Annotated in this window: 27 protein-coding genes and 1 riboswitch; of the genes, 13 read left to right on the top strand and 14 right to left on the bottom strand. The window is 63.7% G+C overall.

All coding sequences use genetic code 11. The features are described from left to right. Genes GVL04_RS15635 through GVL04_RS15620 form a run of 4 tightly spaced genes read right to left on the bottom strand, consistent with a single transcriptional unit; the run spans position 1 to position 3,129 of the window. Entirely contained in the window at positions 1–1,068 is a 1,068-nt protein-coding gene (locus tag GVL04_RS15635) for a sulfate/molybdate ABC transporter ATP-binding protein (protein ID WP_159706219.1), read from the bottom strand. Beyond that, positions 1,065–1,877, bottom strand: a complete 813-nt coding sequence (locus tag GVL04_RS15630) for an ABC transporter permease (RefSeq protein WP_159706217.1) — start codon at positions 1,875–1,877, stop codon at positions 1,065–1,067. The genes GVL04_RS15635 and GVL04_RS15630 overlap by 4 nt, the downstream gene beginning before the upstream one ends. A gap of 38 nt (positions 1,878–1,915) precedes the next feature. Next, positions 1,916–2,722 (bottom strand): molybdate ABC transporter substrate-binding protein, encoded by an 807-nt coding sequence (gene modA, locus GVL04_RS15625; RefSeq protein WP_159706215.1) that lies wholly within the window; start codon positions 2,720–2,722, stop codon positions 1,916–1,918. Continuing rightward, positions 2,719–3,129: a molybdopterin-binding protein gene (locus tag GVL04_RS15620; protein ID WP_159706213.1), complete on the bottom strand. Its 411-nt coding sequence runs from the start codon at positions 3,127–3,129 to the stop codon at positions 2,719–2,721. The genes modA and GVL04_RS15620 overlap by 4 nt, the downstream gene beginning before the upstream one ends. 232 nt (positions 3,130–3,361) lie before the next feature. On the opposite strand from GVL04_RS15620, the gene GVL04_RS15615 reads away from it, so the two are divergent. The 3 genes from GVL04_RS15615 (at position 3,362) to GVL04_RS15605 (ending at position 6,458) form a co-directional block, all read left to right on the top strand. Continuing rightward, positions 3,362–4,696 carry an FAD-binding oxidoreductase gene (locus GVL04_RS15615; RefSeq protein ID WP_159706211.1) on the top strand — a complete coding sequence of 445 codons (1,335 nt, stop codon included), beginning with the start codon at positions 3,362–3,364 and terminating at the stop codon, positions 4,694–4,696. Between the two features lie 131 nt (positions 4,697–4,827). Beyond that, a complete protein-coding gene (locus GVL04_RS15610) occupies positions 4,828–5,697 on the top strand; it encodes a DUF4031 domain-containing protein (RefSeq protein WP_159706286.1) in 870 nt (289 codons plus the stop codon). Next, complete coding sequence (locus GVL04_RS15605; RefSeq protein WP_159706209.1) at positions 5,694–6,458, top strand: 2-phosphosulfolactate phosphatase; 765 nt, start codon at positions 5,694–5,696, stop codon at positions 6,456–6,458. The genes GVL04_RS15610 and GVL04_RS15605 overlap by 4 nt, the downstream gene beginning before the upstream one ends. A 33-nt stretch (positions 6,459–6,491) precedes the next feature. Here GVL04_RS15605 and GVL04_RS15600 read toward each other — a convergent pair whose 3' ends face one another. Continuing rightward, a complete protein-coding gene (locus GVL04_RS15600; protein ID WP_159706207.1) occupies positions 6,492–6,998 on the bottom strand; it encodes a hypothetical protein in 507 nt (168 codons plus the stop codon). A gap of 45 nt (positions 6,999–7,043) precedes the next feature. On the opposite strand from GVL04_RS15600, the gene GVL04_RS15595 reads away from it, so the two are divergent. Beyond that, positions 7,044–8,708, top strand: a complete 1,665-nt coding sequence (locus GVL04_RS15595; RefSeq protein WP_159706205.1) for an exo-alpha-sialidase — start codon at positions 7,044–7,046, stop codon at positions 8,706–8,708. 11 nt (positions 8,709–8,719) lie between these two features. Here GVL04_RS15595 and GVL04_RS15590 read toward each other — a convergent pair whose 3' ends face one another. The 3 genes from GVL04_RS15590 to GVL04_RS15580 form a co-directional block, all read right to left on the bottom strand. Further along, positions 8,720–9,121, bottom strand: coding sequence for a YccF domain-containing protein (locus GVL04_RS15590; protein WP_159706203.1), 402 nt, complete (start codon positions 9,119–9,121; stop codon positions 8,720–8,722). A gap of 88 nt (positions 9,122–9,209) precedes the next feature. Then, entirely contained in the window at positions 9,210–9,659 is a 450-nt protein-coding gene (locus tag GVL04_RS15585; RefSeq protein WP_159706201.1) for an SRPBCC domain-containing protein, read from the bottom strand. Positions 9,660–9,926: 267 nt separating this feature from the next. Continuing rightward, a complete protein-coding gene (locus GVL04_RS15580; RefSeq protein WP_159706284.1) occupies positions 9,927–10,523 on the bottom strand; it encodes a phosphoribosylanthranilate isomerase in 597 nt (198 codons plus the stop codon). Between the two features lie 97 nt (positions 10,524–10,620). Here GVL04_RS15580 and GVL04_RS15575 point away from each other — a divergent pair, with 97 nt between their 5' ends. From GVL04_RS15575 to GVL04_RS15555, 5 genes are all read left to right on the top strand, one after another. Beyond that, positions 10,621–11,247 (top strand): HutD family protein, encoded by a 627-nt coding sequence (locus GVL04_RS15575; RefSeq protein WP_159706199.1) that lies wholly within the window; start codon positions 10,621–10,623, stop codon positions 11,245–11,247. Between the two features lie 57 nt (positions 11,248–11,304). Beyond that, positions 11,305–11,370: riboswitch (guanidine-III (ykkC-III) riboswitch) on the top strand. A gap of 9 nt (positions 11,371–11,379) precedes the next feature. Beyond that, positions 11,380–11,694 carry a multidrug efflux SMR transporter gene (locus tag GVL04_RS15570; RefSeq protein ID WP_159706197.1) on the top strand — a complete coding sequence of 105 codons (315 nt, stop codon included), beginning with the start codon at positions 11,380–11,382 and terminating at the stop codon, positions 11,692–11,694. A 2-nt stretch (positions 11,695–11,696) separates the two neighbouring features. Next, positions 11,697–12,071: a multidrug efflux SMR transporter gene (locus GVL04_RS15565; RefSeq protein WP_159706195.1), complete on the top strand. Its 375-nt coding sequence runs from the start codon at positions 11,697–11,699 to the stop codon at positions 12,069–12,071. Between the two features lie 172 nt (positions 12,072–12,243). Next, positions 12,244–13,251, top strand: coding sequence for an aldo/keto reductase (locus GVL04_RS15560; protein ID WP_159706193.1), 1,008 nt, complete (start codon positions 12,244–12,246; stop codon positions 13,249–13,251). Positions 13,252–13,260: 9 nt separating this feature from the next. Further along, on the top strand, positions 13,261–13,911 hold the full coding sequence (locus tag GVL04_RS15555) for an MBL fold metallo-hydrolase (RefSeq protein ID WP_159706191.1): 651 nt from the start codon (positions 13,261–13,263) through the stop codon (positions 13,909–13,911). 4 nt (positions 13,912–13,915) lie between these two features. Here GVL04_RS15555 and GVL04_RS15550 read toward each other — a convergent pair whose 3' ends face one another. Then, positions 13,916–15,637: a DEAD/DEAH box helicase gene (locus tag GVL04_RS15550; protein ID WP_200846864.1), complete on the bottom strand. Its 1,722-nt coding sequence runs from the start codon at positions 15,635–15,637 to the stop codon at positions 13,916–13,918. Positions 15,638–15,999: 362 nt separating this feature from the next. After that, a complete protein-coding gene (locus GVL04_RS15545) occupies positions 16,000–17,412 on the bottom strand; it encodes an MFS transporter (protein WP_159706187.1) in 1,413 nt (470 codons plus the stop codon). Between GVL04_RS15545 and soxR the strand changes: the two genes are divergently transcribed. Continuing rightward, a complete protein-coding gene (gene soxR, locus GVL04_RS15540; protein ID WP_159706185.1) occupies positions 17,411–17,959 on the top strand; it encodes a redox-sensitive transcriptional activator SoxR in 549 nt (182 codons plus the stop codon). The genes GVL04_RS15545 and soxR overlap by 2 nt on opposite strands. Positions 17,960–17,981: 22 nt before the next feature. On the opposite strand, the gene GVL04_RS15535 is transcribed toward soxR, so the two are convergent. Both GVL04_RS15535 and GVL04_RS15530 read right to left on the bottom strand, forming a co-directional pair. Beyond that, positions 17,982–19,433: an FG-GAP-like repeat-containing protein gene (locus GVL04_RS15535; protein WP_159706183.1), complete on the bottom strand. Its 1,452-nt coding sequence runs from the start codon at positions 19,431–19,433 to the stop codon at positions 17,982–17,984. Positions 19,434–19,589: 156 nt separating this feature from the next. Continuing rightward, positions 19,590–19,994, bottom strand: a complete 405-nt coding sequence (locus tag GVL04_RS15530) for a hypothetical protein (RefSeq protein WP_159706181.1) — start codon at positions 19,992–19,994, stop codon at positions 19,590–19,592. A 125-nt stretch (positions 19,995–20,119) separates the two neighbouring features. Here GVL04_RS15530 and GVL04_RS15525 point away from each other — a divergent pair, with 125 nt between their 5' ends. Continuing rightward, positions 20,120–20,866 (top strand): cyclopropane-fatty-acyl-phospholipid synthase family protein, encoded by a 747-nt coding sequence (locus GVL04_RS15525; RefSeq protein WP_159706179.1) that lies wholly within the window; start codon positions 20,120–20,122, stop codon positions 20,864–20,866. On the opposite strand, the gene GVL04_RS15520 is transcribed toward GVL04_RS15525, so the two are convergent. Further along, positions 20,863–21,900: an Lrp/AsnC family transcriptional regulator gene (locus tag GVL04_RS15520; RefSeq protein WP_159706177.1), complete on the bottom strand. Its 1,038-nt coding sequence runs from the start codon at positions 21,898–21,900 to the stop codon at positions 20,863–20,865. The two genes, GVL04_RS15525 and GVL04_RS15520, sit on opposite strands and share 4 nt — an antisense overlap. Before the next feature lie 141 nt (positions 21,901–22,041). Between GVL04_RS15520 and GVL04_RS15515 the strand changes: the two genes are divergently transcribed. Beyond that, positions 22,042–23,259, top strand: a complete 1,218-nt coding sequence (locus GVL04_RS15515) for a M20 family metallopeptidase (RefSeq protein ID WP_159706175.1) — start codon at positions 22,042–22,044, stop codon at positions 23,257–23,259. Positions 23,260–23,296: 37 nt separating this feature from the next. Then, positions 23,297–24,589, top strand: a complete 1,293-nt coding sequence (locus GVL04_RS15510; protein ID WP_159706173.1) for an MFS transporter — start codon at positions 23,297–23,299, stop codon at positions 24,587–24,589. 70 nt (positions 24,590–24,659) lie between these two features. On the opposite strand, the gene GVL04_RS15505 is transcribed toward GVL04_RS15510, so the two are convergent. Continuing rightward, positions 24,660–25,922, bottom strand: a complete 1,263-nt coding sequence (locus tag GVL04_RS15505; protein WP_235036319.1) for an MFS transporter — start codon at positions 25,920–25,922, stop codon at positions 24,660–24,662. Between the last annotated feature and the right edge of the window lie 572 nt (positions 25,923–26,494).

Here is a 26,494-nt window from a genome sequence, read left to right as displayed (position 1 = left end):
TCAGGCCGGATAGACCGATACCAGCGCTGATTTGACCACGAATCGCACCTCCATGCCCGGGACAAGTCCCAGGTCGGCGGATGCCGCGGGGGTGATGTCGGCGGACAGGGCTTGGGACGGCCCTCCGGCACGGACCCGGATCTGGTCCCCATGCGGCTCAAGGTCCGTGATGGTGACGGCAAAGGAATTGCGGGGGCTGCCGTGGACATCGCCCAGGAAGACGGAAACGCTCGACGGCGGGAACGCGGCAACGCCTGCCTGTCCGGGCAGGGGTGGCCAGCCGGGATCGTGCTGGCCGGCGAAAACCCGGCCATCCGGCGTCGTGATTCCCTCCTCGGAGATGGTGCCGGTGACGAGGTTCAGCCCCGCAAGTCCGGCGGCGAAGTGGCTCCTGGGCCGTTCAAGGACCTGACGGGTGGGGCCTTCCTCGGCGATGCGGCCCTTTTCCACGACGATGACGCGGTCGGCCAGCATGTAGGCATCCAGGACATCGTGGGTGACGATGATGGCCTTCCGATCCTTCAAGACGCGTTTGAGCACGCGGCGAAGCAACGGTGCCGCATGGATGTCGAGGGCGGCCATGGGCTCATCGAGAAGGAGGAGCTCGGGCTCGGCGGCCAAAGCGCGGGCCACTGCCACACGTTGAGCCTGCCCGCCGGACAGTTGCGCGGGTTTTCGGTTGGCCAAGTTCGCGGCATCAACCTCCGCCAGCCATAGCTTTGCGGATTCCCGTGCCGCCGTTTTGGAAGCACCGGCACTCCGCGGACCGAACGCCACGTTGTCAAGGGCGTTCAGGTGCGGAAACAGCAGCGCCTCCTGGGCCAGCAGCGCCGTCCCCCGCAGGTGGGGCGGGCTCCAATGGCGAGTACCGGCGTCGAGGTTGAAGAGGTGGCGGCCACCGATGTTCGCCGCACCGGAGTCCGGGCGCAGCAGTCCCGAGATCACCCCCAGCAGAGTGGACTTGCCAGCGCCGTTGGGACCGAGGATGGCCACGGTTTCGCCATCGCCGAGGCTGAGGGACATATCGAAGTTCCTGGCGCGGAGGCTGGCTTGCAGTTCGAAGCTCATGCTTGGACCTCCGAAGGCGTGCTGCTGCGCCGGCGACCATAACTGAGCCCCACCACGGCCACCGCGACAGCCACCAGGACCAGGGACAGCGCGACCGCAGCGTCGGCGTCGGTCTCCCGTTGAAGATAAATCTCCAGCGGCAGCGTGCGCGTCACGCCTTCAAGGCTTCCGGCAAACGTCAGCGTCGCACCGAACTCCCCCAGGCTGCGCGCGAACGACAACACAGCCCCCGACGCCAGCCCCGGCAGGACCAGGGGAAGCGTGACGCGGCGAAGGACGGTGGTGGGTCGGGCCCCGAGGGTCGCCGCGACGGCCTCAAATCTGTTTCCGGCCGATCGCAGGGCGCCCTCCAAGCTGACCACCAGGAACGGCAAGGCCACGAACGTTTGGGCCAACACCACTGCGGTGGTGGAAAACGCGATCTGGATGCCCGCTACCTCCAGGGACTTCCCCAGGAGGCCCTGCCGCCCAAACGTGTACAGGAGCGCGATACCTCCGACGACGGGTGGCAGCACCAGCGGCAACAGCACGAAGGAGCGGAGGAGCCTCTGCCCGGGAAACTCGCCGCGGGCCAGCACCAGCGCCAAAGGAACTCCCAGCACAATGCACAGGACCGTACTGGCCGCCGAGGTCCGCAAGCTCAATCCCAGGGCGGCCAGTGAGGATTCGGACGTGACGAGCGGGATGAACTGCGGCCAGTTCACTTTGGCAAGCATTGCTGCCAACGGGAGAACCACCAGGAGTCCGCCCACGGCTGCAATGGCATAGATCCAACGCGGGATGCCTTGATAGCCGGTGGCGCTCTTCATGTTCCCCTTACAGCTGTGCGTTCAGTGGCGCGGCCAGGTTACGGCGCGCCAAAACCGGCGTCGCTCAGAACCTTCTTGCCTGCTTCACTGGTGACCGCGGCGATGAAGGCCGCCGCCAGTTCCTTGTTCTGGCTGGAGCTTACCGTGGCGATCGGATACGTATTGACTGCCTTGTCCGACTCCGGGAAGGGCACACCCTTGACCTTGCCACCCGCGCCCTTCACGTCCGTGACGTAGACCAGACCGGCATCGGCCTCACCCGAGGTGACTTTGCCGAGGACATCGGTCACCGAGGATTCCTCGCTGACGGGGCTCAACGTGATGCCGGCGGCCTTCTCGACCGTGTCTGTTGCCGCGCCGCAGGGAACCTGGCTGGCGCAGGTGACTACTTTGACGCCGGGCTTGGCGAGGTCTGCGAAGGAAGCGATCGACGCCGGGTTGCTGGGCGGGACTGCGATCTCCAGGAAGTTGGTGGCGAAGTTCGTAGCGGCACCGTCCAGCAGTTTGGCGTCGGCCAGCTTTGTCATGTTTTTGGTGTCAGCGGAAGCGAAGACATCGGCAGGAGCACCCTGGCTGATCTGCGTGACCAGGTCAGAGGAGCCGGCGAAGCTCAGGGTTACCTTGGTGCCGGGGTTCTTGGCTTCGAAATCCTTGGCCAGTTGAGTGAAGGTGGCCTTGAGGGAAGCCGCCGCAAAGACGGTCACCGTCCCGCTCAACGTAGACGTGCTGCTGGTGCTCGATGGCGTTGCGGAGGGGGCCGAGGTGCCGCAGGCCGCGAGCGCGCCGGCCAATCCCACCGCAACCGACGTGGCCACGATGCTCTTCTTCAGGTGGAGGGTCCTCATATGATGCTCTTTCCTTGCGGAGTTTCGATAATGACGGTGGTGGCCTTGACCACGGCGGTGGCGACTGATCCGAGCTCCAGCCCGAGTTCCCGGACGGCTTCGCTGCTCATGAGCGACACCACCCGGAACGGACCACACTGAAGCTCTACTTGGGCCATGACCTTGTCCGTGGTAATTCCTGTGACCAGGCCGACGAAGCGGTTCCGCGCCGAACTTCCCGATCGCGAGGGATCGTCAGGGAGGTGGGACTGATCCCTGGCCAGCGTGGCCAGTTCCAACCCGTCCACTGCAAGGCGGCCTGCTCCGTCCTTCTGCGCGGTCAGCGTTCCGTTTTCCGTCCAACGCCTCACGGTGTCGTCGCTGACGCCTAGGAAGCGGGCGGCCTCGGAAATTCGTATTTGCGGCATGGAATGAGTGTAGTTCCGTGTTTGCGGTTCTGATGCCTTGATTGTTCCGCATACGAAATATGACTTGAAACACGCGCTCGTGCCCGGTCCCGCCTGGCGCGTCCGTAAGCACGGTGCGTTAGGCGCGAACGGGTGCGGCCGCCGTCGTACTTCTTTGCGCTACCCATGGTCCACGGGAAGGCGCAGTCGTACCCTGTTCTGGGGGAGAGTTTCACATTCAAAGGAACGTCCCATGGAATGGATTCGTCCGGACAACCCGGACTATGACGAAGCCCGTAAACTCTTCAATGCGATGATCGACCGCAAGCCGGCTGTCATTGCAAAATGTTCCGGTCCCGGCGAGGTTGCCGAGGCCCTCAGCTACGCGCACAACCACAATTTGGACGTTGCGGTGCGTTCGGGCGGACACTCGGTTGCGGGTATGTCCACCAACGACAACGGCCTGGTGATTGACGTCCGCCCCATGAAATCGATCAGCGTAGACCCCGAGGCGAAGACTGCAACAGCCGGCGCCGGACTCACGTGGGGCGAATTCGACCGCGCAACGCAACAGCACGGCCTGGCCGTCACCGGAGGCCGCGCGTCCACCACCGGAGTCTCCGGATTCACGTTGGGCGGCGGCTCAGGATGGCTGGAGCGATCCTGCGGTTTCGCGTGCGACAACCTCCTCTCCGTTGACCTGGTGACCGCCTCCGGCGAACAGGTGACCGCCAGCCGCGATGAGAATCCGGAACTGTTCTGGGCACTCCACGGCGGGGGCGGAAACTTCGGCGTAGCCACCTCCCTCACGTTCCAGCTGCACGATGTTGGCCCTACCGTCATGGCGGGTCTCATGTTGTTCCCCGGGGAGAACGCCACGGATTTGTCGCGCGCTTTCCGGGGGCTCGCTTTGGAAGCCCCCGACGCCGTCGGAACAGCCCTCGTTTACCTCACCGCTCCGCCGGAAGAGTTCGTCCCGGAAGACATGGTGGGAAGGCTCGCCGTCGGCATGGCCTACCTGCACGCCGGCGATGTGGAGGCCGGTGAAGAGCACGCAAAGCCGTTCCGGGACCTTGGCCCCACCGTGGATCTGGTTTCCCCAATGGGTTACTCGGACTTCCAGTGCATGATCGATGACCCTCCGGACCACTACAACTACTGGAGCGCCGACTACCACAACGAACTCAGCGATGACGCGCTGGATGTCCTGGTTGATTCGGCGCAGCGGCTTCCCGGAGCCCACTCGCAGCAACTCGTGGCCCGGTGGGGTGGAGCCGTTTCCGGGCCCGCCGCGGCTGAGACACCCTTGCAGCACCGCGGGGCGGCATGGGTCAGCCACCCATTCGGTTTGTCCGAAACACGCGAGGGCGGACTGGAAGCCAAAGCGTGGGTCAAGCAGTTCCGGCAGGACATCGCCCCACACACCACAGGCGGAGTCTGGCTGAACTTCATCGGCGACGAAGGCCAGGACCGGATCATGGCGGCCTATGGGGAACAGAACTATCGCCGGCTGTCCTTGGTGAAGCGTGAGTTCGATCCTGACAACGTCTTCCGCGGTAACCAGAACATCCTGCCAGCGGAACGCTGAGTCTTCTACGCTCCTTCCCAGTTGCCGTGGACAGCACGGGCAGTGAAGCCCGTGTTTCCGGGGCGCAGCACGGCGGTAGACGTCCCGATGGCCGGCAACTGGGAAGGATCGCCTGGGACTACACTTTGGCAATGGCTATCTACGTCGATCCGCCCCTGTGGCCAGCGCACGGGACCGTATTTTCGCACCTGGTTTCGGACACGTCGCTGGACGAGCTCCACGCATTCGCGGCGGCTGCCGGCGTACCGGAGCGAGCATTCGACGGGGACCACTACGACGTCCCGGAGCGCCGCTATGACGACCTCGTGCTCGCCGGCGCAATCCCTGTGGAGGCCCGGATCCTGGTCCGCAAACTCATCGCCAGCGGCCTGCGGATTCCTGCGAGGGAGCGGAGCAAATCCTTGACAGTTCCTCTGATGGAACGTTGGAACAGTATCTTCCCCGGCCATGAGGAGCTGGGGCTTGAGCTGTTGGAGCGGTGGGGCGAGGACGGCAGGAAGTATCACAGCCGCACACATCTCCTGGCTGTTCTGGAAGCACTGGACGTCCTGACCGAACCGGCGCTGCCTGCGCGGACCGTCTCCTTGGCTGCGTGGTTCCACGATGCCGTTTATGAAGGTGTTGCCGGGAAGGATGAGGAAGACTCAGCCCTGCTGGCCGAGGACCGTCTCATGGCTGCCGGTTTGGCTCCTGCCGATGTGGCCGAGGTGGCGCGGCTTGTCCGGCTCACGTCCAGCCACTCCCCGGAGCCTGGCGACCATGCCGGGGCTCTCCTCTGCGACGCGGACCTCTCCGTCCTTGGCGGCGACGAACAGGCCTACGCACGCTACCTGGCCGCCGTCCGGGAAGACTACGCCTACGTCAGCGACGACGACTTCGCGAAGGGTCGCGCCGCAGTCGTGCGTCACCTCCTAAGCCTTGACCCGTTGTTCCACGGCGAACGCGCCAAGGAGCTGTGGCTGGACGCCGCCCGGAGTAACCTCGCCGGCGAACTGGCGTGAGCAGTCCGCTCAGCGAACCGGGCGCGCCACAACGGCAGCTTCCGTACGCGGTCCGGTTCGAATGGGGGCTCGACGGCGCCCGCGCAGTAGTGCCCGGAGCTGACCTTGCGGTGGTGGTTGATGTTTTGTCGTTCACCACGTGCGTCAGTGTTGCCGTGGACCGTGGGGCCCAGGTTTTTCCGCACCCGTGGCGGGACGCGGCTGCCAGTGAGTTCGCTGCCCACCTCGGGGCTGCGTTGGCGGGTCCGAGGGGTTCGGAGGGGTTGAGCTTGTCCCCTGCGAGCCTTCGGGCTGCTTCTACGGTGGGCCGGGTGGTTCTGCCCTCCCCCAACGGTTCCGCGATCAGCCATGAATTGGCGGCCTTTGCCCGCCAGGTGGTGGCCGTCTCGCTTCGCAACGCCGCCGCCACTGCGGACTGGGTTCATGCCACGTTGCCCGCCGAGGCCGTGATCGCAGTTATCGCGGCCGGTGAAAAGTGGGCCGACGGGGCACTGCGGCCAGCATTGGAGGATCAGCTCGGGGCCGGTGCGTTCATTGCCGGGCTGGCAGCTGCGGGACGTCGCAACTTTTCTCCGGAAGCCGAGTCGGCTGCGTCTGCCTTCGATGCCGCAGAGCCCCGCCTGGCCGCTGTTTTGCGCGGGTGTTCCAGCGGTCGGGAACTGATCGACGCCGGTTTCGCCGAGGACGTCAGCATCGCGGCGGAGTTGGACGGCAGTTCCGCAGTGGCGTTGCTCCGGGATGGGGCTTTTCAGACGGCATAGGCCAGGCGGTGAAGCTTTCGGGTCCTCAGGCCTTCAGCCGTGCGCCAGGAGTTCCAGTCCCACCACCGCCAAGCCCAGCAGGAACTCGGCGCCCAGTGCGATGAGTTTCTTCCACCAAGCCATCTTTACCCTGCGGACAGCCAGATAACCGATCAGGACCAAGGCGGTGATCAGTGCGATGGTTGACGCGCGCAATGAGGCTTCAATGCTCCATCGGCCTACGGCAGCAACAGCGATGAAGATCAGCGGCAGAACGATGGCTCCAAACGCGCCGAAGCTGGTGCGCGCCATACGCGAAAGCTCAGCCCCGGTTGGGGTCTTTGCGTGCACGGCCAAGTGGGAGACGAGATCGGCCACGAAGACCGCCAGCAGCGTTCCCACCACCGTGATGGCCAGCGTCGAAGCCGCCTCCCCCGCTGTGAGCGTCTCCGCATGAGATTGCAAGGCAAGGACAACCGCCAGCCCGGTGAACGTTACGTAGACACGTTCTTTGAGTGCTTCGGCTCGATGCTGGGCGCTGGGTTGGGCATTGTCGGTCACTCGCCAAGGCTATCGGCGGGGACTGGTCCGAGCTAGCATAGAGGTGTGACCTCCTACCTCTTGGCTTACCCTGAGCTCCCGCTGGCTTTACCCGACGTTGAGCATGTCCTGGCTGTCCGAGGCGTCGGCGGTTACCGTCAGTACCGCATCCCAGCCCTCGCGGTCAGCACCCAGGGAACTCTCTTGGCCGCATATGACGGCCGGCCCAATCTGGACGATCTTCCCAACCCCATCGATCTCCTCCTGCGCCGCAGCTACGACAACGGGGTCACGTGGGGGCCGCAACAGCTTGTCCGCACGGGCTCCGGGCTGCACGGTTTTGGGGATCCAAGCTTGCTGGTGGACGCCGAGACTGGCCGTATCTTCATGTTCCACGCCGCCGGGACGCACGCGGGCTTCTTCGAAGCCGTCTCCGGCTTGGAACCCGAAGACGACGTCCAGCACGCGGATGTCAGCTTCTCCGACGACGACGGCGACACCTGGCAGCACCGTCGGCTCACCTCGCAGCTCAAACACGGTGCCGTCACTGGCTTGTTCGCCGCCGCTGGCCAAGGAATTCAGATACACGTTGGCCCTTTCAAAGGCCGGTTGGTGCAGCAATTTGTGCTGTTGGTGGACGGAGCCATCATGGCCGCCTCCGCGTTCAGCGACGACCACGGCGAGTCCTGGTCCCTCGGAGACATGATCGGAACAGGCCCCTCCGGCATTGGGCCCAATGAAAACAAAGTTGTGTGCTTGGAAGACGGCCGGCTGCTGCTGCACTCGCGGGCAACGCCGTGCCGGTTATCTTCCGTTTCGGAAGACGGCGGGCTTTCCTGGAGCCCGCTGGTGCCTGTTGAGGACTTGCCGGATCCCAGCGACAACGGTTCCCTGACACGTTTCGACGGCCTTCCCGGTGTCGCTTCCTTCGCGTCGGCGGACACGTCTCAGTGGTTGATCGCCAGCAACAACCAGGACCGGCATCTTCGTCGGAACACTGTCCTGAGCCTCTCTCCCGACAACGGTGCCACTTGGCCCGCAAAGTTGCTGCTGTGCGAGGGCAGCTCGGCATACTCGACGGTGACGCGGCTGCCGGATGGGAACATCGGGGTTCTCTATGAACGGCAGGGATACCGGGAGATCGTGTTCGCCTCGATCCCCGCCAAGCAACTCACGGGCCAACTTTCCGCTGCTCCTCGCGGCGTTCCAGGTACTTTGGAACCCGCCGGATTGGTCTTCGACATGGAGCTGCGCTCCATCACCCCAGGCAGGCCCGCCGTCTGGCAAAACGCAGGTGAGTTCCATGTGATCCCGTCCACCAGCGGCGGCGATTGGGACGTGCAGACCTGGAAGGAAATCGGCCAAGGCTACGCCGGGGACCAGGTTCTTGGCCCGCGGGAAGCGCAGGACCTTAACTACGGCCCCATCGTCCCGGGCTACAAAGCCGGGGACATCCTCGCCTTCACCGGACGCGTCCGCAACATCGGCACCGGGCCGGCTACCGGCGTCGTACTTCTCGGACCGCACAACAACGCCGGCGATTTCCCGCCCGCGGATCTGCTGCCCGGCGAGCATGCACTTTTCTTCACCCCGACGTATACCGTCACCAGTCTGGACCTTGATCAAGACACACTGGAGCTCGCGTTCACTGCAGAGGCCGACGGCGGGACGATGGGTTCGAAGCGGACGTTCCGTTTCGATCTGCGCACCGGCGCCGTCGTTGCTTCCTAGCCGTGCCGCGCCTAGCGGTAGGTGCTGACGAACGGCTGGCTGGTAGGCACAATCTGCTTACCGAGCGGCATCAGCGACACCGGGATCAGCTTCAGGTTGGCGATCGCCAGCGGGATGCCAATGATGGTGATGGCCATGGCAACTGCGGTGACCACATGACCGATAGCGATCCATATGCCCGCCACCAGCAACCAGATAACGTTGCCGAGAAGCGCGAAGACCCCTGTCCCGCCCGGCTTTTCAACCACCATTCGGCCGAAGGGCCACAGGCAATATGCGCCAATCCGGAACGAAGCGATGCCCCACGGGATGGTCACGATGAGCACGCAGCAAATGATGCCGGCTGCGAAGTAACCCAAGGCCAGCCAGAACCCACCGAAGACAAGCCAGATGACGTTAAGGATCGTTTTCATAGTCCTCATTCTCCCCTGCGGGTGCGACAAAAAGCCTAGGGGTCTGCCCTGATTCTTCCCTGACTAATAGCCGGGTTCGTCTGCCGGGCTAGGCGAGCAGCTCGTCCAGCTTGTCGAAGGACGTGCCCCAGCCATCGCGGGTCATGTCAACCCACTCTTCCGACTCGAACGGACCCTGAGTGACGTTCATGCGTGTACGGCCGTTGAGGTCTTCGAATTCCAAGCGCATTTCCTCGAATTCGTGATCGGCGTCCGGAGCAGCTTTGGCTGTTGCGACCAAGAGGGCCGGCGTTTCCAACTCGGTGATCACGGCCTCAATGGGAGCCGACTGCTCGCCATTCTCGTCCGACCACACCATGACTACCTGCCAGATACCGCCCACCCGGGGCTCGACGATGATCTTGTCGCGGGGAGCTTCCACTTCCACAGGTCCAAACCACTGGGTGAGCTTGTCCGGCTCCATCCACGCTTCGAAAACCTTCTCGCGGGGAGCGTCAAACTCGCGGCTCATGGTCAGGGTGAAGTGTTCCGTGCTCATTGCGTGGCTCCTGGTTTTCCGGGTCTTCGATGCGTTTCAGCGGCGAACCTGCTGTTGGGAGCGATTCTAGGGGGTGCCAGTGACAACTCCGATGCTCTCTCACCTAATCACCCGTTTTCACCAACCATCTCTCACCTAATCACCCGTTTTCACCAACCCTCTCTCACCTAGTCACCGAAAGGACGGCTGGAGGTGAGAGAGCGTCCACCGAAAGCTAACGGAAGGTGAGAGAGGAACGGCTTTAAACCCGCGGAAGGTGAGAGACGATCAGGCTTTGGCGGCGTGGACGAACGCGCGGATTTTGGCCAGATCCTTCACACCCCGCGATACTTCGACGCCAGAGGAAACGTCCACTCCCCAAGCGCCGGCCGCAGTTGCTGCGAAGGCGACGTTGCCGGGTTCGAGTCCTCCTGCGAGCAACCACTGGCGGCCGTCCAGCCCCTTTTCACGCACCGACGCGTAGTCCCAGGACTCCCCCGACCCCGGCACGGCGGCATCGATCAGGAACACTTCTTCGCCCAGGTCAGCGAACTCGTCTTGGGAGGCACCCATGGTGACGGCCCGGATGAGCCGCATCCCGGCGTCGTGCACGGTTTTGACGTCGTCGGCGGTCCGGTGACCATGCAGCTGAACCCACTCAAGACCTGCAGCCCGGGCGATAGCGACGGCATCGGCTGCGGTCTCGTGCCGGAAGACACCCACCGCCTGAACACCAGTGGGCACCAAAGGCCGCAGGATGCGCACCTGATCAGGAGTGACCTCGCGCGGGCTGGCGGTGAGGACGAAACCGACGGCCTCCGCGCCGGCGTCGACGGCTTCCAGCACGGATTCCGGCGTGCTCAATCCGCACACTTTGACGAACATTCCCGTGCCTCCAGCCGTACTCATAACGTTTTCCACATATGACGTTAGCAAGCCGCAATGCCAACGCAGAACCGGTGTCCACCACTAGGCTGGTCGGATGGAGATCATCCGCTTTGCCGACATCCATCCCGAACCATGGCGCAATGGGGGCGGGGTGACCCGTGAGCTCGCCAGCCATCCGAAGGCCGCTTCGGCGCAGGACGGGGCATGGGATTGGCGCGTCAGCATCGCTGAGGTCTCCAAGGCCGGAGAATTCTCCACCTTCCCGGGCATGGAACGGGTCATCACCATCATCGACGGTGAACTGCTGCTCCTCACTGTGGATGGAGCCGAGCACCCCCTGGAGAAGTACCGGCCGTTCCGGTTCTCGGGCGAGGCCGCATCGGGGGCCACCCTCCCTACTGGTGACATCCGGGATCTCAACGTCATTGCGCGCAAAGGCGCGTTCAAGGGCTACACCTCCATCGTTGAGATCTCCAAGAAGCGCGCACACCCGGTTTTCGAGGGCCAGCTTGCCATCCTGCTCGAGGGCAAAGCCACAGTTGCGCCGGGCGCCGCTGTGGAGGAAGAGTCCGACGGCGATGCCGCGGCACCCAGCGCGGGGGAAGCTGTTGAGTTGTCACGCTATGACGCTGTGGTGGGCTCAGACACCCGCAGTCCCGAGATCTCCGGGCGTGGTTTCGTTGCAGTGATCTCCATCGACCACGTGGAGCCCAACTCGTAGGTTGGTGACGTTAGCCACCAGAGGTGGCCACCCAGCGCGGGAGTTGCTAGCCTGAAATGAAGGTTCCGCTCTGGAACCTCCGGACGACGGTTCAGTACCCGGCACGCGACAAGACTGGCCAAAGGAAATGTCATGTCGTGGTTAATTCTCATTCTTTCCGGGGCACTCGAAGCCGTCTGGGCCGCAGCACTCCATCGCTCCAAGGGCTTCCGTAAACCCGTCCCCACAGTCGTCTTTCTGGTGTCGGTCGTCGCCAGCATGGCCGGACTCGCCATTGCGATGCAATCCATTCCGACAGGCACGGCCTACGCAGTGTGGGTTGGCGTCGGCGTGGTGCTGACCGCGACTTACGCCATGGTCACCAAAGTTGAACGCGCGACGACGGCCCGACTGCTTCTGCTTGCTGGAATCGGCGCGTGTGTGGTCGGCCTGAAGGTGGTGGCATAGCCATGACTGCTAAGACAAAGAACACCGGCAACGGAATCTCCTGGGCAATCCTCTTGGCATCGGCACTGCTGGAAGCCGTGTGGGCTACCGCATTGGGGCTCTCCAATGGCTTCACGCAGCTCATGCCCACCTTGGTCTTCGCCGTCACGGCTGTCCTGAGCATGATCGGACTGGGCATCGCGGTGAAGCGCATTCCTCTCGGCACCGCTTACGCCGTGTGGGTAGGTATCGGGGCGGCACTGACCGTTGGCTGGGCGATGATCACGGGCGTGGAGTCAGCAAGTCCGCTGAAGCTGCTCTTCATCGCTGGAATCGTGGGCTGTGCTGCCGGTTTGAAGGCTCTGCCGGCGGATAAGCCTGTAGCCAAGACCAAGTAGGAGCACTCCGCGGTGGGCCCGGCACATTTCGATGCCTCGCTGCGCGTTAGAGGTCTCCTACCATCGAATGCACAGCAAACCATCGAATCGGGCGCACTCCCCCAGCAGGAATACCCGCGGCCATCACTGAGTTCACGCCTTCAAGAGCACCCAACGCGCATTGGAGAAGTTCATGATTGCAGTTCAGCTCGGCGATGGCCTCAAGGTAAGCCCCCTCGGCTTCGGCGGCATGGCCCTGACACCTGTCTACGGCGGGATCGATCCCCAAGAAGGCCTGAACACGCTGAGGCATGCCGTGGACGCGGGCATTACGTTCATCGACACGGCAGATGTGTACGGCGCCGGAAGCAACGAGGAACTCGTGGGCAAGCTCCTGAAAGAACGCCGTGACGACATCCAGGTGGCCACGAAGTTCGGAATTGAGGGCAACCCCGCGGACGGGTACACGGGAGTCCGCGGGGATGCGCCCTACGTCAGGCAGGCGGCGGAAGCGAGCCTACGCCGCCTGGACACTGACGTGATTGACCTCTACTACCTGCACCGCCGCGACCTCCGCGTTCCGATAGTGGAAACCGTGGAGGCCATGGCGGAGCTGGTCCGTGAGGGCAAGGTCCGGCACCTCGGACTGTCCGAAGTGACAGCCGAGGAACTCAGGCAGGCCAACGCCGTCCACCCCATTGCCGCAGTCCAGAGTGAATGGTCAATCTGGAGCAGGGATGTTGAGCTCAACGTTGTTCCTGCAGCCAAGGAACTTGGCGTGGGGTTCGTGCCGTATTCGCCGCTGGGCCGAGGGTTCCTCACGGGAACAGTCAGCGCGAGCGATCTTGGCGAGAATGACTTCCGCCATAAGATCCCCCGTTTTGGCGACGAGGCACTGGATGCAAACCAGGCCGTTGTGGCCGCGGTTCGCGAGGTAGCCAGCGGGCTGGATGCAACTCCTGCCCAGGTAGCCCTGGCTTGGCTGTTTACCCAAGGTCAGCGCCTCGGGATTTCTGTGGTTCCCATCCCCGGCACGCGCAAAACGCACCGGATCGACGAGAACCTGGGGTCACTGTCCCTGCAACTGGGAACAGCACAACTCGAGAAGCTCGACCAAGCCGCGGCCGCCGTCGTGGGTTCACGATCGGCGGACCCCAACTGGGTATCGCAGGGCCGCGAAGCCAACCCGGCAACTGCATAGACTGACACGATGGATTCGCTTATTCACTCATCGCGTGACGTCACTATCCGCAGCATTTCGGTCAGCGAGATGAACAACAACGTGTACCTGTTGACCTCAAAGTCCACAGGTGGGCAGCTGTTGATCGACGCTTCAGACGACCTCCCGGCCATTCAGCAGTTACTGGAAGACAGCGCTGCCGATTCGTCGGCCCCCACCAAACTGCTCAGGATCGCCACCACTCACCAGCACTGGGACCACGTCCGGGCGCTGCCGGAGTTGGTCGCGGTTACCGGCGCAACCACCTCAGCAGGAGCGGACGACGCCGATGCGTTGCCGGTTCCGGTGGATGTCCGGCTTGGTCATGGCGACGTTGAGCGGTTCGACGACTTCGAGATCTCAGCGGTTCACTTGCGTGGACACACCCCGGGCTCGATCGCTTTCGTGTACCAGGATCCGGACGGGCCAGCCCACATTTTCAGCGGAGACTCGTTGTTTCCGGGAGGCGTCGGCAACACGCAGAAAGATCCTGCACGCTTCACTTCACTGTTGAACGACGTGTCGGAACGACTGTTCGACGCCTATCCGGACGAAACCCTGGTGCACCCGGGCCATGGACTGCCCACAACCCTCGGCGCCGAGCGGCCACACCTTGAGGAGTGGCGCGCCCGAGGCTGGTGAGTCGTTAGCGGCCGCGACGCTCGTTCGAAGCCGGAGCCGATGCGCGGCGCGGGCCGCTGCGGGCCGGACGACCTGCGCCGGAGCCACCGCGACCGGAGTTACCGGAGGCACCCGAACCGTAGGATCCACCGGAGGTAGCGCCCGTAGCGGAAGACCAGACGGCCTTGTTTCCGCCGGTGCGGGTGCTCGTCGTGGATGCCGTGCGCGGGGCCGAAGCTGAGCGCTGGCCGGTAGCCGGACGACCGCTGCGGCCGTTCTGCCCCTGCGAGCCGGGAACGTCGTTACGGTGAGTGGAAGCTGCCTTGCCGCGACCGCGTGAGCTGCGGGCGACGTCGTCGTTCGCTGCTGCACGGCGATCTGCACGGTTGGTGTCCGTACGAACCGGCTCAGCCCCAACCTTGCCGCGTCCGCCGCGACCGCCACGGCCACCCGCGGTGGGGGCAGCCTGGGTGGAACGGCGTGCGCGCTTGCGCTGGGCGTTGGCGCCGGTGGACGTGCCGCCACCCTGCGGGGCTTTCGCCGCGAGGAGTGCTGCACGGGTGCGGGGATCAACCTTGTCCGCGATGTCGCCAACGAGCTCGGCAACCAGCGGGGAGTTAGCTGTCACGCGTTCAAACGAAACGTCAACGCCGGCGGCCTTCATGAGCTTCTTGACGTCGCTCTGCTGCTCGGGGAGCGTCAGGGTGACCACGGTGCCATCGGAACCGGCGCGGGCCGTACGGCCTGAGCGGTGCAGGTAAGCCTTGTGCTCTGTGGGCGGGTCCACGTGGATGACGAGTTCGACGTCGTCAACGTGCACGCCGCGGGCTGCGACGTCGGTGGCCACCAGGACGCGGACGTCACCGTTGGAGAACTCGGCAAGGTTACGGTCGCGGGCGTTCTGCGACAGGTTGCCGTGAAGGTCGACGGCGGGAATACCGGCGTCGGTGAGGGTCTTGGCAAGCTTGCGGGCGTGGTGCTTGGTCCGCATGAAGAGGACGCGGCGGCCGGCGCCGGAGGCCAGTTCGACGATGAGCTGCTTCTTGACGGTCTGGTCGTTGACCACCAGGACGTGGTGTTCCATGGTGGTGACAGCGGCCTGGGGATCGTCCACGGAGTGCGTCAGCGGGTTGGACAGGTAACGGTTGACCAGCTTGTCAACACCGTTGTCCAGCGTCGCGGAGAAGAGCAGGCGCTGACCCTGGGTGGGGGTCATGTCCATGAGCTTCTTGACCACCGGGAGGAAGCCGAGGTCGGCCATGTGGTCTGCCTCGTCCAGCACGGTGACCTCAACGGCTTCGAGGGTCAGGATGCGCTGGCGGATCAGGTCTTCGAGGCGGCCCGGGCAGGCGATGACGATGTCGACGCCGGCGCGCAGCGCCTTTTCCTGGCGTGCCTGGGAGATGCCGCCGTAGATGACCGTGGTGTTCAGGCCCATGGCCTTGGCCAGCGGCTCGATGGTGGCGTTGATCTGGGTTGCCAGTTCACGCGTCGGTGCAAGGACGAGGCCCATGGGGCGGCCCGGCTTGCGGAAGTGCTTTGCTTCGCGCTCGGCCAAGCGGGCCACGAGCGGGATGGCGAAAGCGATGGTCTTACCGGAACCGGTGCGGCCACGGCCCAGGACGTCGCGGCCTGCGAGCGTGTCCGGGAGGGTCTTCACCTGGATGGGGAATGCCTCTTCGATGCCATCTGCGGCGAGGGATTCGGCAATGGGCTTGGGCGTGCCAAGGGCAGCAAAAGTAGTCATAAACTTCATGTCTTTCGGGCGGTGTCCAGTTGCGGACATCGGCCCCCGACGCCGGTTGGGCCAGGGGTTCGCCGAGGAAAAGTCAGGTGGTCTACCGGTTCGCTGCAACAGCGGTGGCCGGGACCAAATAGAACGCGTTCATCGACGCAGGATGTGCCTCTCACATGAAAAATGCCCCGCCGCGCAGCCTTTCAGGCCACCTGCTTCAGGGCGTCACCGCACATCAAGTGTTCCCAGTCTAGCAGTGTTTCTCCTGCGGGCCCGCATCGGGGCTGGTCAGGCCCCCGTCCCACCCTGCGTTGCGAGGCCTGTTCTGCACCCTTCCGGGCGGCAATACCCTGCAGAGCGGGCCCCACAACGAGTCATTTGGGCTGGGTGAGCGAGAGTTCGGGTTCAGCGTCCGAGGCACCTGTTCCAGCATCCGGGGACACCATGCGTGCGGCGACCCTCGGCGCAATCAGAACCCCGACGACGGCGATCACCGCCGTCAGCGCGAAGACCCCCGCAAACGAGTTCGTCGTCGTAAATGCAGCGAAGACGAGTCCCGTGGCGGCGAGGGACAGCGCGCCGCCCAGGGAATCGGAGATGGACATGGCCGCGCTGTTGAAACCTTGGTTTTCCGGGGTGGACAGCGCCAACGTCATCACGGACAGCCTCGGGTACATGAGTCCCATGCCGCCACCGGCAAGTATCCAACCGCCAATGGCCACGGCTGCGGGCAGCGAGAGAGCCGCCGTCACCAGCGTCGAGATCACGGCTACCAGCACCAGTGTGGCTCCGATCTTCACGGCAAGGTCGTCGGCCAGCTTGGCGCCCAACTTCCCCTGGATGGCCGAGGCCCCGGCCCACGCCAGCGCGGCACCGGTCAGCGTCAGTCCTGCGAATGTCGGCGTGAACGCGTAACGCTCCGTCAGCAGGTACGGCAGGTATACCTCGGCCCCAAAGAACGCAGCCGACGCCAGTCCACGGACCAGGATGACGCTGGGCAGGCCACGGCGGGCATTCAAGGTCCCGCGCGGCACCAGCGGTTTCACCGCCACCAACGCCAGGACAAACGCGACGACGGCAATCACCCCACCCACGCCCGGCACCTCAGCGGACAGGTTCAGTCCCAGGACAGCGACGGCGGCCAGCGCCGCCCAGCCCATCCTCCCGAACGCCCACGGGACAGGTTCGGCAGCGGGTTCGGAATCCATCCCCCGGACGGCTGGCACCACCATCAGCAACGCCGGAACCACCAGCCCCACCACGCCCAGGAACACCCAGTGCCAGCTGCTCAATTGGGCCACGACACCTGCGGCGAACGGGCCCACCAAGGACGGAACCACCCAGGATGCGGCGAAGGCAGCAAAGATCTTGGGGTGCAGTGCGGGCGGGTAGACGCGGGCCACCAGCACGTAAAGCGCAACAGTCATCGCACCGCCGCCAAGCCCCTGCACCAAGCGCCCGAGCACCAGCATTTCCATGGTGGCTGCGGTACCTGCAATCAGTAGTCCCACCACGAACAACGCCACGGAGGAGTACAACGGCGCGGTGGGACCACGGCGATCGGACCAGTTACCCGCCGCCACCATGCCCATCACGCCGGTAGCCAGCGGGCCGGCGAACGCCAGCGCGTAGAGGCTGGCTCCATCGAGGTCGCGGCTCACGAGGGGCATGATGGTGGTCACCGCGAGGGACTCGAACGCGCTCAGGAAGACGAGCGCGCAAGCCCCCACAGTGGCAAGCAGGTACGGACGGCTCAGAATCCCGGCCGTTGAGGTGTCAGAGGTCATGGACGCAACCCTAGAACCTCAACTAATGTTGAGGTCAATCCACCACGCCCAGCCCTGGAGTAGAGCCATGACGAACGTCGCCGCCCACCGGCCGCTCACCATCGGCGAGCTGTCAGAGCGCAGTGGAGTGTCGCCGTCGGCCCTTCATTTCTACGAACGCAACGGGCTCATCGAAGCCGAGCGCACTGCCGGCAACCAGCGGCGATACCGGCGCGACATGCTGCGGCGGGTCGCGTTCATCAAGACTTCGCAGCGCGTCGGCCTGCCGCTCAAGGACATCCGCGAGGCGTTGGACTCGTTGCCGGACGGCCGGACCCCCACCAAGAACGACTGGGCCAAACTGTCACTGCGATGGCGCAAGGAACTGGATGAGCGGATCGCCGCACTACAGCATCTGCGCAACGACCTCGACGGCTGCATCGGTTGTGGATGCCTGAGCCTGAAGTCCTGCACGCTGCAGAATCCCTCGGACAAACTCGGCGCTTCCGGGGCCGGTGCGCAGCGCTGGAACTTGCCGGAAGCGGAGGCTGAACTGCCCCCGGGTTAGAACAACGTGAAACAGGGGCCGGCTATGCGATTGCCGTCATCACGTTCCAACCAGCGCCCACCCTTACCCCTGGCTGATAGCCTCCATGTTCTGTTCCCGGGTAGAGCCAGAAGTCGCCGGAGAAATCTCGCGCCAGAATGTCCGGAATGTCGTCGCCATCGAAGTCCCCCGGAGTCACGATGCTGGTCATCGCATTCCAGCCGGTGCCGACTTGCCGCCGAGGTACCCAACGGTTGGACAGATCGCGCTCGTAGAGCCACAAGGTTCCGGCGCTGTCGCGTGCAAGCACATCAGTACCGGGGTTCGCATTTCTCCCAGGTCCCATGATTGCCGTCATGTCATTCCAACCGGAACCGACCTTCGTACGCGATAACCACCCGCCCATGCCATTGCCCGGATAGAGCCACAGGTCGCCCGCGCCGTCGCGGGCCAAAATGTCCGAGTGCCCGTCATAATCAAAATCTCCCGGTGCGAACACTGCGGTCATGGCATTCCAGCCCACGCCAACCTTGCTGGGTGACCACCAATACGACTGTCCATCCCCTGGATACAGCCAAAGGTCGCCAGAGTTGTCCCGCGCCAGGACATCCGGCTTCAAGTCGCCATTGAAGTCACCGGGAGTAACAACCAAGTTCATGCCATTCCAGCCAGAGCCGGCTCGAGTCCGCGTAAGCCAACCCTTGTTGGCGTTGCCCGGATAGAGCCACAGTGCACCTCCCGAATCACGGGCCAGGATATCTGTGGCGAAATCGGAGTTGTAATCCTTGCGGACGTTGTCGAGGCGGGGCGCATTGACCACCACGATGTGTCCTCCGCCAGTTGTTAGCCCGTAGCCCTTGCTACCATCCGGGGACATCGTGAAACTGCTGACCATTCTGGGCATGGGGGTGCTGGCCAGGACCTGAAGCGAAGGTAATGCAAGGACTACAGCTTTGCTGCCCAGCACGTAGAGCCTCTTACCGTCCGGGCTCGTTTGTACAACAGGACGGCCGGGAGTGCCTTGACCCGGGTCTACAGTGCTAATGGCTCTCGCTGTATTCTTCGCAAGGTCAATCTCAGATACGGAGTAATCGCCTGGGACGTTTTCTCCGTTCACAATGCGCCCCGGATATTGATCCACGAAGTATGCCCGTGAACCGTCTCGGGTGAATACAGGAGCGTTCACAGGCGAATTGGTCGGAATATTGGCAAGAACCGTGTCCATTGAGATCCCCACGACTGCGATCCCACCAGCAGGCTTGGGGTAAAAGATTTTTGCACCATCGGCAGAGATGGAGCCACGACCCAGCCCACCCTCGATGGGAATCGTCTTGACCACTTTGTTGGTTGCCGCGCTAATGACGGTCACGGTGTTGTCAGCGTAATTCGACACGTAAATCTTGTCCCCGGACGGCGCGACCAGGACGTCGTTGGCACCGGCCCCAACGGGAACAACGGCCTTCACAGCTTTTGCTGCGAGGTCGATGACGCTCACCACCCCGTTTCTTGGTGGCGAATCATAGGGCCTCCCAGACAACGCATAAAGGACAGCGCCGTTTGCTGAGATGGCGACCTTCTGGGCCTCTTCAGCCAGAGGAATTCTGGCTGTGACCGTGTGCCGTACGGTGTCCACCACAGCGACGTCGGCCGTCTAGTAGCTTGTAGGCAGGTACGCGGTGGATCCGCTTGGCGACATCGCGAGGTCGAAGGCGTTCATCACCTCAACGCTGCCGGACACCATGTCTGCCGGTGCGTAGATATCTGCAAAGTATTGACTGCCATAGACGAAGGCCCTGGATCCGTCACGACTGAACTTCAAAATGCTTGCGTCTACTGCAAGGGTGTCTGGAGAATCCATCGAAGCCAAAGGGACTTCCAGCGCTCTTATCCCCGAGGGACTTTGACCCGCGGTTTTCAGCGATGTCGACAGGGAAACTGATGAGTTGGCAGTGGGCTGAATGGGATGCGCGTTAGCAACCCCACCGCCCACCAACAGCAGCACTGCTGCAGCCGTCAGCGCAGTGGGCACACGAACGATGCGCGGCAAGAAAACCATGAATCCCCCAGTACGAGGCGCCACCGGAATGATTCGGGCGCAGAAGATCAAAGGTTATCCGCCGTCGCAGACAAATAGCAGAGGCGTCCACGCAGCGCTGGAGTTTGCCGGAATAGCAACAGGCGTTGCCTTTTCCTCACGGCTCACGGCACGCTTGGCGTATGACTGAAAAGACGCACGACGGCGACACTCACCAGCACGGGCACCAGCACGAGGGCGCGCAGCAGGGCGGACTCAACCTCCACGAGGACGCCGACAATGCCGTGGACATGTGGGACGGGATGTACCGGGAACGAGCCAAAATTTGGAGCGGAAACCCGAACCCGCAACTGGTTGCTGAGGTCACTGGGCTGACTCCGGGAAAGGCACTGGACCTGGGCTCCGGGGAAGGCGGTGACGCTATCTGGTTGGCCCAGCAAGGCTGGACCGTCACCGCATTGGATGTGTCCGCCGTCGCGCTTGAACGGGCGGCTGCGCACGCAGCGGAAGCCGGCCAGGCTGAGCGCATCACCTGGCAGCAACAGGACCTTACCGAGTGGGAGCCGGAGCCGGTTTTCGATCTGGTCTCGGCCCACTTCCTGCACTCGCCCCTCCTGCCGTGGCGGGATTCCGTGGCCCTGGCCGCAGCGGCGGTCGCACCGGGCGGCACTTTGTTGATCGTGGGTCATCACCCGCACGGTCTCCCGTCGTGGAGCCACCACCACGACTCCGGCATGTTCTTCACTCCGGAGCAGCTGGCGGGCGCCCTGAGGCTGGACCGCGAGCCGTGGTTCGTCAACGTCCTGACGGACCGCGCGCGTACGGTGGCCGGCCCCAACGGCGAGTCCGGCAGCACCCTGGACACCGTCTTGAGGGCTACCAAGCACGCCTAGATACCGTCAGGCAGCAGCTCCCCGTAGGGCGGAACCACCTTGCCCGTGGCGGTCGAGTCCGGGTTCAGCATCCACCCGACGCGCTTTGCCGTGTTCAACATGACCACGCTCTCCACGAGTTCGATGCCCGGGATGCGCTGCTGGATGGTGAGCTCCATTTCCATGACGTCAGCCAGCGAGCGCAGCCACATGATCATGGTGAAGTTGGTGCGGCCCGTGGTGGACGCGGAGAACCGGACGTTCCGGATGGCACGCAGTTCCGTGGCGGCGGCCTCGTGCTCTCCGGCGGGAACGTTGGCGAACCACTGCACGGTGATGGGGAAGCCGGAGAACTGCTGGGCTATTTCGCAACGGAAGGACAGCATACGGCTGTTGAGGACCCGCCCTAGTTGCCGTTGGACCGTGGCGGGATTACGGCCCAGGGCGCGGGCGATGTCCGCTGCTGTTGCTCGACCGTCGCGCGCGAGGAACGGGATGAGCGCCAAATGGCTTTCGGGGAGCGGGACCACGATTGCATCAGTCGCTGACGGGTTGGCCGATTCGGGTCCGGCGAGCGCCCGGAGTGCCTGCTGTTCTGCCTTGGTGAGGACGTTGAGCCGCCACGCGTAGCCACTGGTGTGGATCCGTGTACACAGTGCCGTGTGGTACTTGGAGAGTCCGCGGATCTCTTTCAGCCTGGGCAACAAGTGAGTGCTGAACTGCTCAAGGTCCTGGGTGATGACAGTCAGGGTGAGGTCGCGGTTGCTGGCGGCCTCTTCCACCGTAATGACCTCGGGGAGCTTGGCGACCGCCGAGGTCACCTCCGGCCTGAGGTGCATTTCGCAGTCGATATCCACCATGGCCAAGCACATGTCCTTGGGATCACCCATCAGGTGCGCCGTGGTCCAGGCTGCCCCTGCGGACTTCAACCGTTCCCAGCGGGACGCCAGCGTGGTGGCGTGGACGCCCAGGACTTCGCCGGCGTCGGACCAGCTGATCCGGGGCGAAATCTGCAGGGCATTGATCAGTCGTAGATCTTCTTCACTGAGCTCCATGAGCCGATTCTCTCAGAGTGCTGCATTTTTCCTGCCATATCTATGGGTCAGGTGCATATTTCCAGATGTTTTGCGCGGTGTGAAGCAGGTCACCCCAGAATGGCATGAGGAACACGTCACCAAGATAGACCAGGAGAACCCATGACCATTGCTGCCGACGCCAAGGAACTGCAGGAGGACATCGTCCGCCTTCGCCACGACCTCCATCGCGAACCGGAAATCGGCCTGCAGCTCCCCCGGACCCAGGAAAAGGTGCTCAAAGCGCTGGACGGGCTCCCGTACGAGATCACCCTCGGCAAGGAAACGACGTCGGTCACCGCGGTTCTGCGGGGCGGCGCGGCTCACGCTTCGGCTGAGAAGCCCGTGGTGTTGCTCCGCGCAGACATGGACGGCCTTCCCGTGCAGGAAACCACCGGCGTGGACTACACCTCCCGCGTGGATGGTGCGATGCACGCCTGCGGCCACGACCTCCACACCTCCATGCTGGCCGGCGCTGCAACGTTGCTGGCCGAACGCCGCGACCAACTTGCCGGCGATGTGATCCTCATGTTCCAGCCCGGCGAGGAAGGCTTCGACGGTGCAAGCTACATGATCAAGGAAGGCGTCCTGGACGCAGCTGGTCGTCGCGCTGACACCGCCTACGGGATGCATGTGTTCTCCTCGCTTGAGCCGCATGGCCAGTTCGTCACCAAGCCGGGTGTGATGCTCAGTTCATCCGACGGACTAGTTGTGACCGTCCTGGGGGCCGGTGGCCATGGCTCCGCTCCTTACTCAGCAAAGGATCCCGTCACGGCAGCCGCCGAGATGGTCACCGCCCTGCAGGTCATGGTTACGCGCCAGTTCAACATGTTCGATCCCGTCGTCCTGACCGTCGGTGTCCTGCACGCCGGAACCAAGCGGAACGTCATCCCCGAGACCGCCCGCATCGAGGCCACCATCAGGACCTTCTCCGAAGAGTCCCGCCGGAAGATGATGGAAGCAGTACCCCGGCTGCTTCACGGCATCGCCGCAGCCCACGGTTTGGAGGCGGACGTGCACTACCAAGAGGAATACCCCCTCACCATCAACGATGAGGACGAGACCACCACCGCCGAGAAGGTCATTGCCGGAATGTTCGGCGAGTCCCGGCACACCCGGATGGCCACTCCCCTGAGCGGTTCCGAGGACTTCTCCCGCGTCCTCGCCGAAGTCCCCGGCACCTTCGTGGGACTCAGCGCTGTTGCCCCCGGCGCCGACCACACGACGTCGCCGTTCAACCACTCGCCTTACGCAACGTTCGACGACGGCGTCCTCACCGACGGTGCCGCACTGTATGCCGAACTGGCCGTATCCCGTATCGCCGCGCTTGCCGGCAACTAAGCCCCACCTCCCAGCCCGCCCCACCTTGGAGAACCACATGACCACCACCGTAGGAACGTCCCCAGACGTCAAGGTCCACAAGTCGCACGTGCGCACGCTGGTCGGAACCGGCATCGGCAACGCCGTTGAATGGTACGACTGGGCGATCTACGCGACGTTCTCGCCCTTCATCGCGAGTGCCCTGTTCAGCCAGGCCGATCCCACATCAGCAGTGCTGTCCACCTTGGCGATCTTCGCCGTCGGGTTCGTTGCCCGTCCGTTTGGCGGCTTCGTGTTCGGCTGGATTGGCGACCGGATCGGGCGCAAGACGTCCATGACCGTGGCCGTTGCACTGGGCGCGGTGGGCAGCCTCCTCATCGGCATTGCGCCGACGTTTGCTGCCGTCGGCGCCTTCGCTTCGGTGATGCTGCTGGTGGCCCGCCTCATCCAGGGCCTGGCGCACGGTGGTGAGTTGCCGTCGTCGCAAACGTATTTGTCCGAGATGGCGCCCAAGGAACACCGCGGCTTCTGGGCGACCCTTATCTACACCTCCGGCACCGCGGGAATCCTGGCCGGCACGCTGCTTGGTGCGATCCTGACCAACGTCCTGAGCAAGGACGACATGAGCGCCTGGGGTTGGCGCATCCCGTTCCTCATCGGTGGCGCCCTGGGTATCTACGCCTTGTTCATGCGGGCCAAGATGAAGGAAACCGAAGCGTTCGAGGCAGAGGCTCCCAATGAGAAGCGCCTGCCGATCCTGCCGCAGATCATCAAGTACCGCAAGCAGGCATTCCAGGTCATCGGCCTCACTGTGGGCCTGACTGTTGTGTACTACATCTGGGGCGTCGTGGCACCGAGCTACGCAGCAACGTCCCTGAAGATGGACCGGGGCGCTGCGCTCTGGGCCGGTGTCATTGCCAATATCGTGTTCATCGCGGCCCTTCCCTTCTGGGGCAAGCTCTCCGATCGCATCGGCCGCAAGCCCGTGATCATCGTCTCCGCCGCCGGCGCCGCCCTCCTGCACTTCCCCATGACGTGGCTGCTCAAGGACTCGCCGTGGCAGCTCGCAGTGTCCATGTCCGTGATGCTGTTCTTCATCGCCGGCAGCGCTGCAATCGTCCCGGCCGTCTACGCTGAACTCTTCCCGACGCACATCCGCACCATCGGCGTCGGCGTCCCGTACTCCATCTGCGTCGCTGCCTTCGGTGGCACGGCCCCGTACCTGCAGACATGGCTTGGCAGCATCGGGCAGGGCTACCTGTTCAACGTCTATGCGGTGATCCTGCTGCTGGTGGGCATCGCATTCGCCTTCTCCATCCCGGAGACCAAGGGCAAGGACCTGACCGTCTGACCTCCCCAACTGAGTAGCAGCAGATGCCGTTTTGAGCGCTCAAAACGGCATCTGCTGCTACTTACTTGGGTTAAACGAAGCGGTCGCGGCCCGCCCGGTATCCGAAGAACGCGGCCAAGGATCCGACCACCAGGAACAGAATTCCGGCTGCTGCGAACCCGCCTGTCGCTTGGTGCAGTTGGCCTACCAGCAGGGTGCCCACCGAACCCACTCCGTACCCGACGCCCTGCATCATCCCGGACAGGTGGGCCGCCGTATGGGCGTCGCGGGTGCGGACCATGATCATGGTCAGGGCCACCGCGGTCAGCGAACCCTGCCCCAGCCCATTCAGCCCGGTCCATACCCAGATGAGTTCGGTTGGGCCAAAGATTGTGAGGGCAAAACCGCCGCCGGTCATCAGTGCCACCACCATGTTGATGATGCGCTGGTCCTTGAAACGCGTAGCCAGTGCCGGGGCGAACAGGGAGCCCAGCATCTGCAGCACGATCGACACCGAGACGATCAGCCCGGCCGTACTGCCGTCGATCCCCCGATCGCGCAGGATGGGTGCCATCCACGCGAAAACACTGAACGACATCATCGCCTGCAGCACCATGAACAAGGTCACCTGCCACGCAACTGCAGAGCGCCACACGTTTACGCCACCGTGGACTGCCTGGTGCTTGACCGAGGGCTGGCGGATTGCCAACGGCAGGAAGAGCAGAAGTACGACGGCGGCAGGCACCGCCCAGAACCACATCGCCGAGGTCCAGTGGCCGGTTGCCGTAAAGACCGGATACGTGAAGCCCGCACCGAGGGCGGCAGATGCGCAGATTGCCGTGGTGTAGAGGCCACCCATCAAGCCAAGGCGGTGCGGAAAGTCCCGTTTGACCACGCCGGGAAGAAGGACGTTGCACAGGGCGATGGCCGCACCGCAGGCCGCGGTTCCGGCGAGGAGTGCGGGCATATGCCCGATTCCCGGGATGTCGACCGGCCTCAGCAGGAGCCCTGCCGTGAGGACTGCCATGGCTCCCAGAAGGACGCGCTCCGCGCCGAATCTGCGGGCCAAGATGGGGGCAAGTGGCGCGAACACGCCCAGCAAGGTGACCGGCACGGTGGTGAGGACCACCAGCGCCCAGCCCGGCAGACCGGCGTCGGACGTGATCTCCGGGAGTACGGCGGAGAAGCTGGAGAAGACCGCGCGGAGGTTGAGGCCAATCAGCACCAGGCAGATGCCCAGGTAGATCAGGCCCTTCTTGCCGCGGAGTTGCGTGGGGTCCGCGGCTGGCTCGTCGTCGATCTCGGCGTCCACTGCTATGTCAGGCAGGACTGATTTCTCTGGGTAGCCGGGCATTTTCGAGGAGGTCACACGTCCTATTCTGTCAGCCGGATTCGGTTCGGGCTCGTTGGGGCTTGATGTGACCGAGCCGTGGACCGGATAGGGATTGTCCACATAGGAGCAATTCCCACTGTCTACGCGGCGTGCCGATCCATAACGTTGCGGACATGGACAACACCCCAGCATCAGGCCCACACTCGTCACCGCCAGAACGCCCTCGTGCAGCACGTCAAGATTCGGCCACAGCATACTCGCGGCCGCCGGGCTTACGAGCAGGCATCTGGAGCTTGGCCCTTGCCATGGGGGCGCCAATGGTCTTTTCGATCGTTTTCCCTGTGGGAATGGTTTTTGCATTTGGCGCTGAGCGCGCTTCCTACGCGGTCGCAGCGCAGATTATTCTCTTGGTCCCCACGGCCACGTGCTGGATGATGACAGTTATTTGTGGCCTGAGATGTCTCAAACTGGCAAAGCGCCGCGACGCGGATGGCCAGCGAACCATCGCCTGGATGTTTGGCGCTTTCGGCCTATGCATTGCAGGAATCGAAGTGTTAGGTGTTGGCCTTTTTGAGCTCCTAAGCTCCTAGGCG

It is taken from the genome of Arthrobacter sp. 18067, from assembly GCF_902706295.1.
GTDB lineage: Bacteria > Actinomycetota > Actinomycetes > Actinomycetales > Micrococcaceae > Arthrobacter.
Note: the sequence above shows the minus strand (reverse complement) of the source record. Positions and strands in the feature narration are given on the sequence as shown.

Coding starts and splice junctions, on each gene's coding strand:
- GVL04_RS15635 (WP_159706219.1), bottom strand. CDS start 1,068: ATGAGCTTCGAACTGCAAGCCAGCCTCCGCGCCAGGAACTTCGATATG.
- GVL04_RS15630 (WP_159706217.1), bottom strand. CDS start 1,877: ATGAAGAGCGCCACCGGCTATCAAGGCATCCCGCGTTGGATCTATGCC.
- modA (WP_159706215.1), bottom strand. CDS start 2,722: ATGAGGACCCTCCACCTGAAGAAGAGCATCGTGGCCACGTCGGTTGCG.
- GVL04_RS15620 (WP_159706213.1), bottom strand. CDS start 3,129: ATGCCGCAAATACGAATTTCCGAGGCCGCCCGCTTCCTAGGCGTCAGC.
- GVL04_RS15615 (WP_159706211.1), top strand. CDS start 3,362: ATGGAATGGATTCGTCCGGACAACCCGGACTATGACGAAGCCCGTAAA.
- GVL04_RS15610 (WP_159706286.1), top strand. CDS start 4,828: ATGGCTATCTACGTCGATCCGCCCCTGTGGCCAGCGCACGGGACCGTA.
- GVL04_RS15590 (WP_159706203.1), bottom strand. CDS start 9,121: ATGAAAACGATCCTTAACGTCATCTGGCTTGTCTTCGGTGGGTTCTGG.
- GVL04_RS15585 (WP_159706201.1), bottom strand. CDS start 9,659: ATGAGCACGGAACACTTCACCCTGACCATGAGCCGCGAGTTTGACGCT.
- GVL04_RS15580 (WP_159706284.1), bottom strand. CDS start 10,523: ATGTTCGTCAAAGTGTGCGGATTGAGCACGCCGGAATCCGTGCTGGAA.
- GVL04_RS15575 (WP_159706199.1), top strand. CDS start 10,621: ATGGAGATCATCCGCTTTGCCGACATCCATCCCGAACCATGGCGCAAT.
- GVL04_RS15570 (WP_159706197.1), top strand. CDS start 11,380: ATGTCGTGGTTAATTCTCATTCTTTCCGGGGCACTCGAAGCCGTCTGG.
- GVL04_RS15565 (WP_159706195.1), top strand. CDS start 11,697: ATGACTGCTAAGACAAAGAACACCGGCAACGGAATCTCCTGGGCAATC.
- GVL04_RS15560 (WP_159706193.1), top strand. CDS start 12,244: ATGATTGCAGTTCAGCTCGGCGATGGCCTCAAGGTAAGCCCCCTCGGC.
- GVL04_RS15555 (WP_159706191.1), top strand. CDS start 13,261: ATGGATTCGCTTATTCACTCATCGCGTGACGTCACTATCCGCAGCATT.
- GVL04_RS15550 (WP_200846864.1), bottom strand. CDS start 15,637: ATGACTACTTTTGCTGCCCTTGGCACGCCCAAGCCCATTGCCGAATCC.
- soxR (WP_159706185.1), top strand. CDS start 17,411: ATGGACGCAACCCTAGAACCTCAACTAATGTTGAGGTCAATCCACCAC.
- GVL04_RS15545 (WP_159706187.1), bottom strand. CDS start 17,412: ATGACCTCTGACACCTCAACGGCCGGGATTCTGAGCCGTCCGTACCTG.
- GVL04_RS15530 (WP_159706181.1), bottom strand. CDS start 19,994: ATGGTTTTCTTGCCGCGCATCGTTCGTGTGCCCACTGCGCTGACGGCT.
- GVL04_RS15520 (WP_159706177.1), bottom strand. CDS start 21,900: ATGGAGCTCAGTGAAGAAGATCTACGACTGATCAATGCCCTGCAGATT.
- GVL04_RS15515 (WP_159706175.1), top strand. CDS start 22,042: ATGACCATTGCTGCCGACGCCAAGGAACTGCAGGAGGACATCGTCCGC.
- GVL04_RS15510 (WP_159706173.1), top strand. CDS start 23,297: ATGACCACCACCGTAGGAACGTCCCCAGACGTCAAGGTCCACAAGTCG.
- GVL04_RS15505 (WP_235036319.1), bottom strand. CDS start 25,922: ATGCCCGGCTACCCAGAGAAATCAGTCCTGCCTGACATAGCAGTGGAC.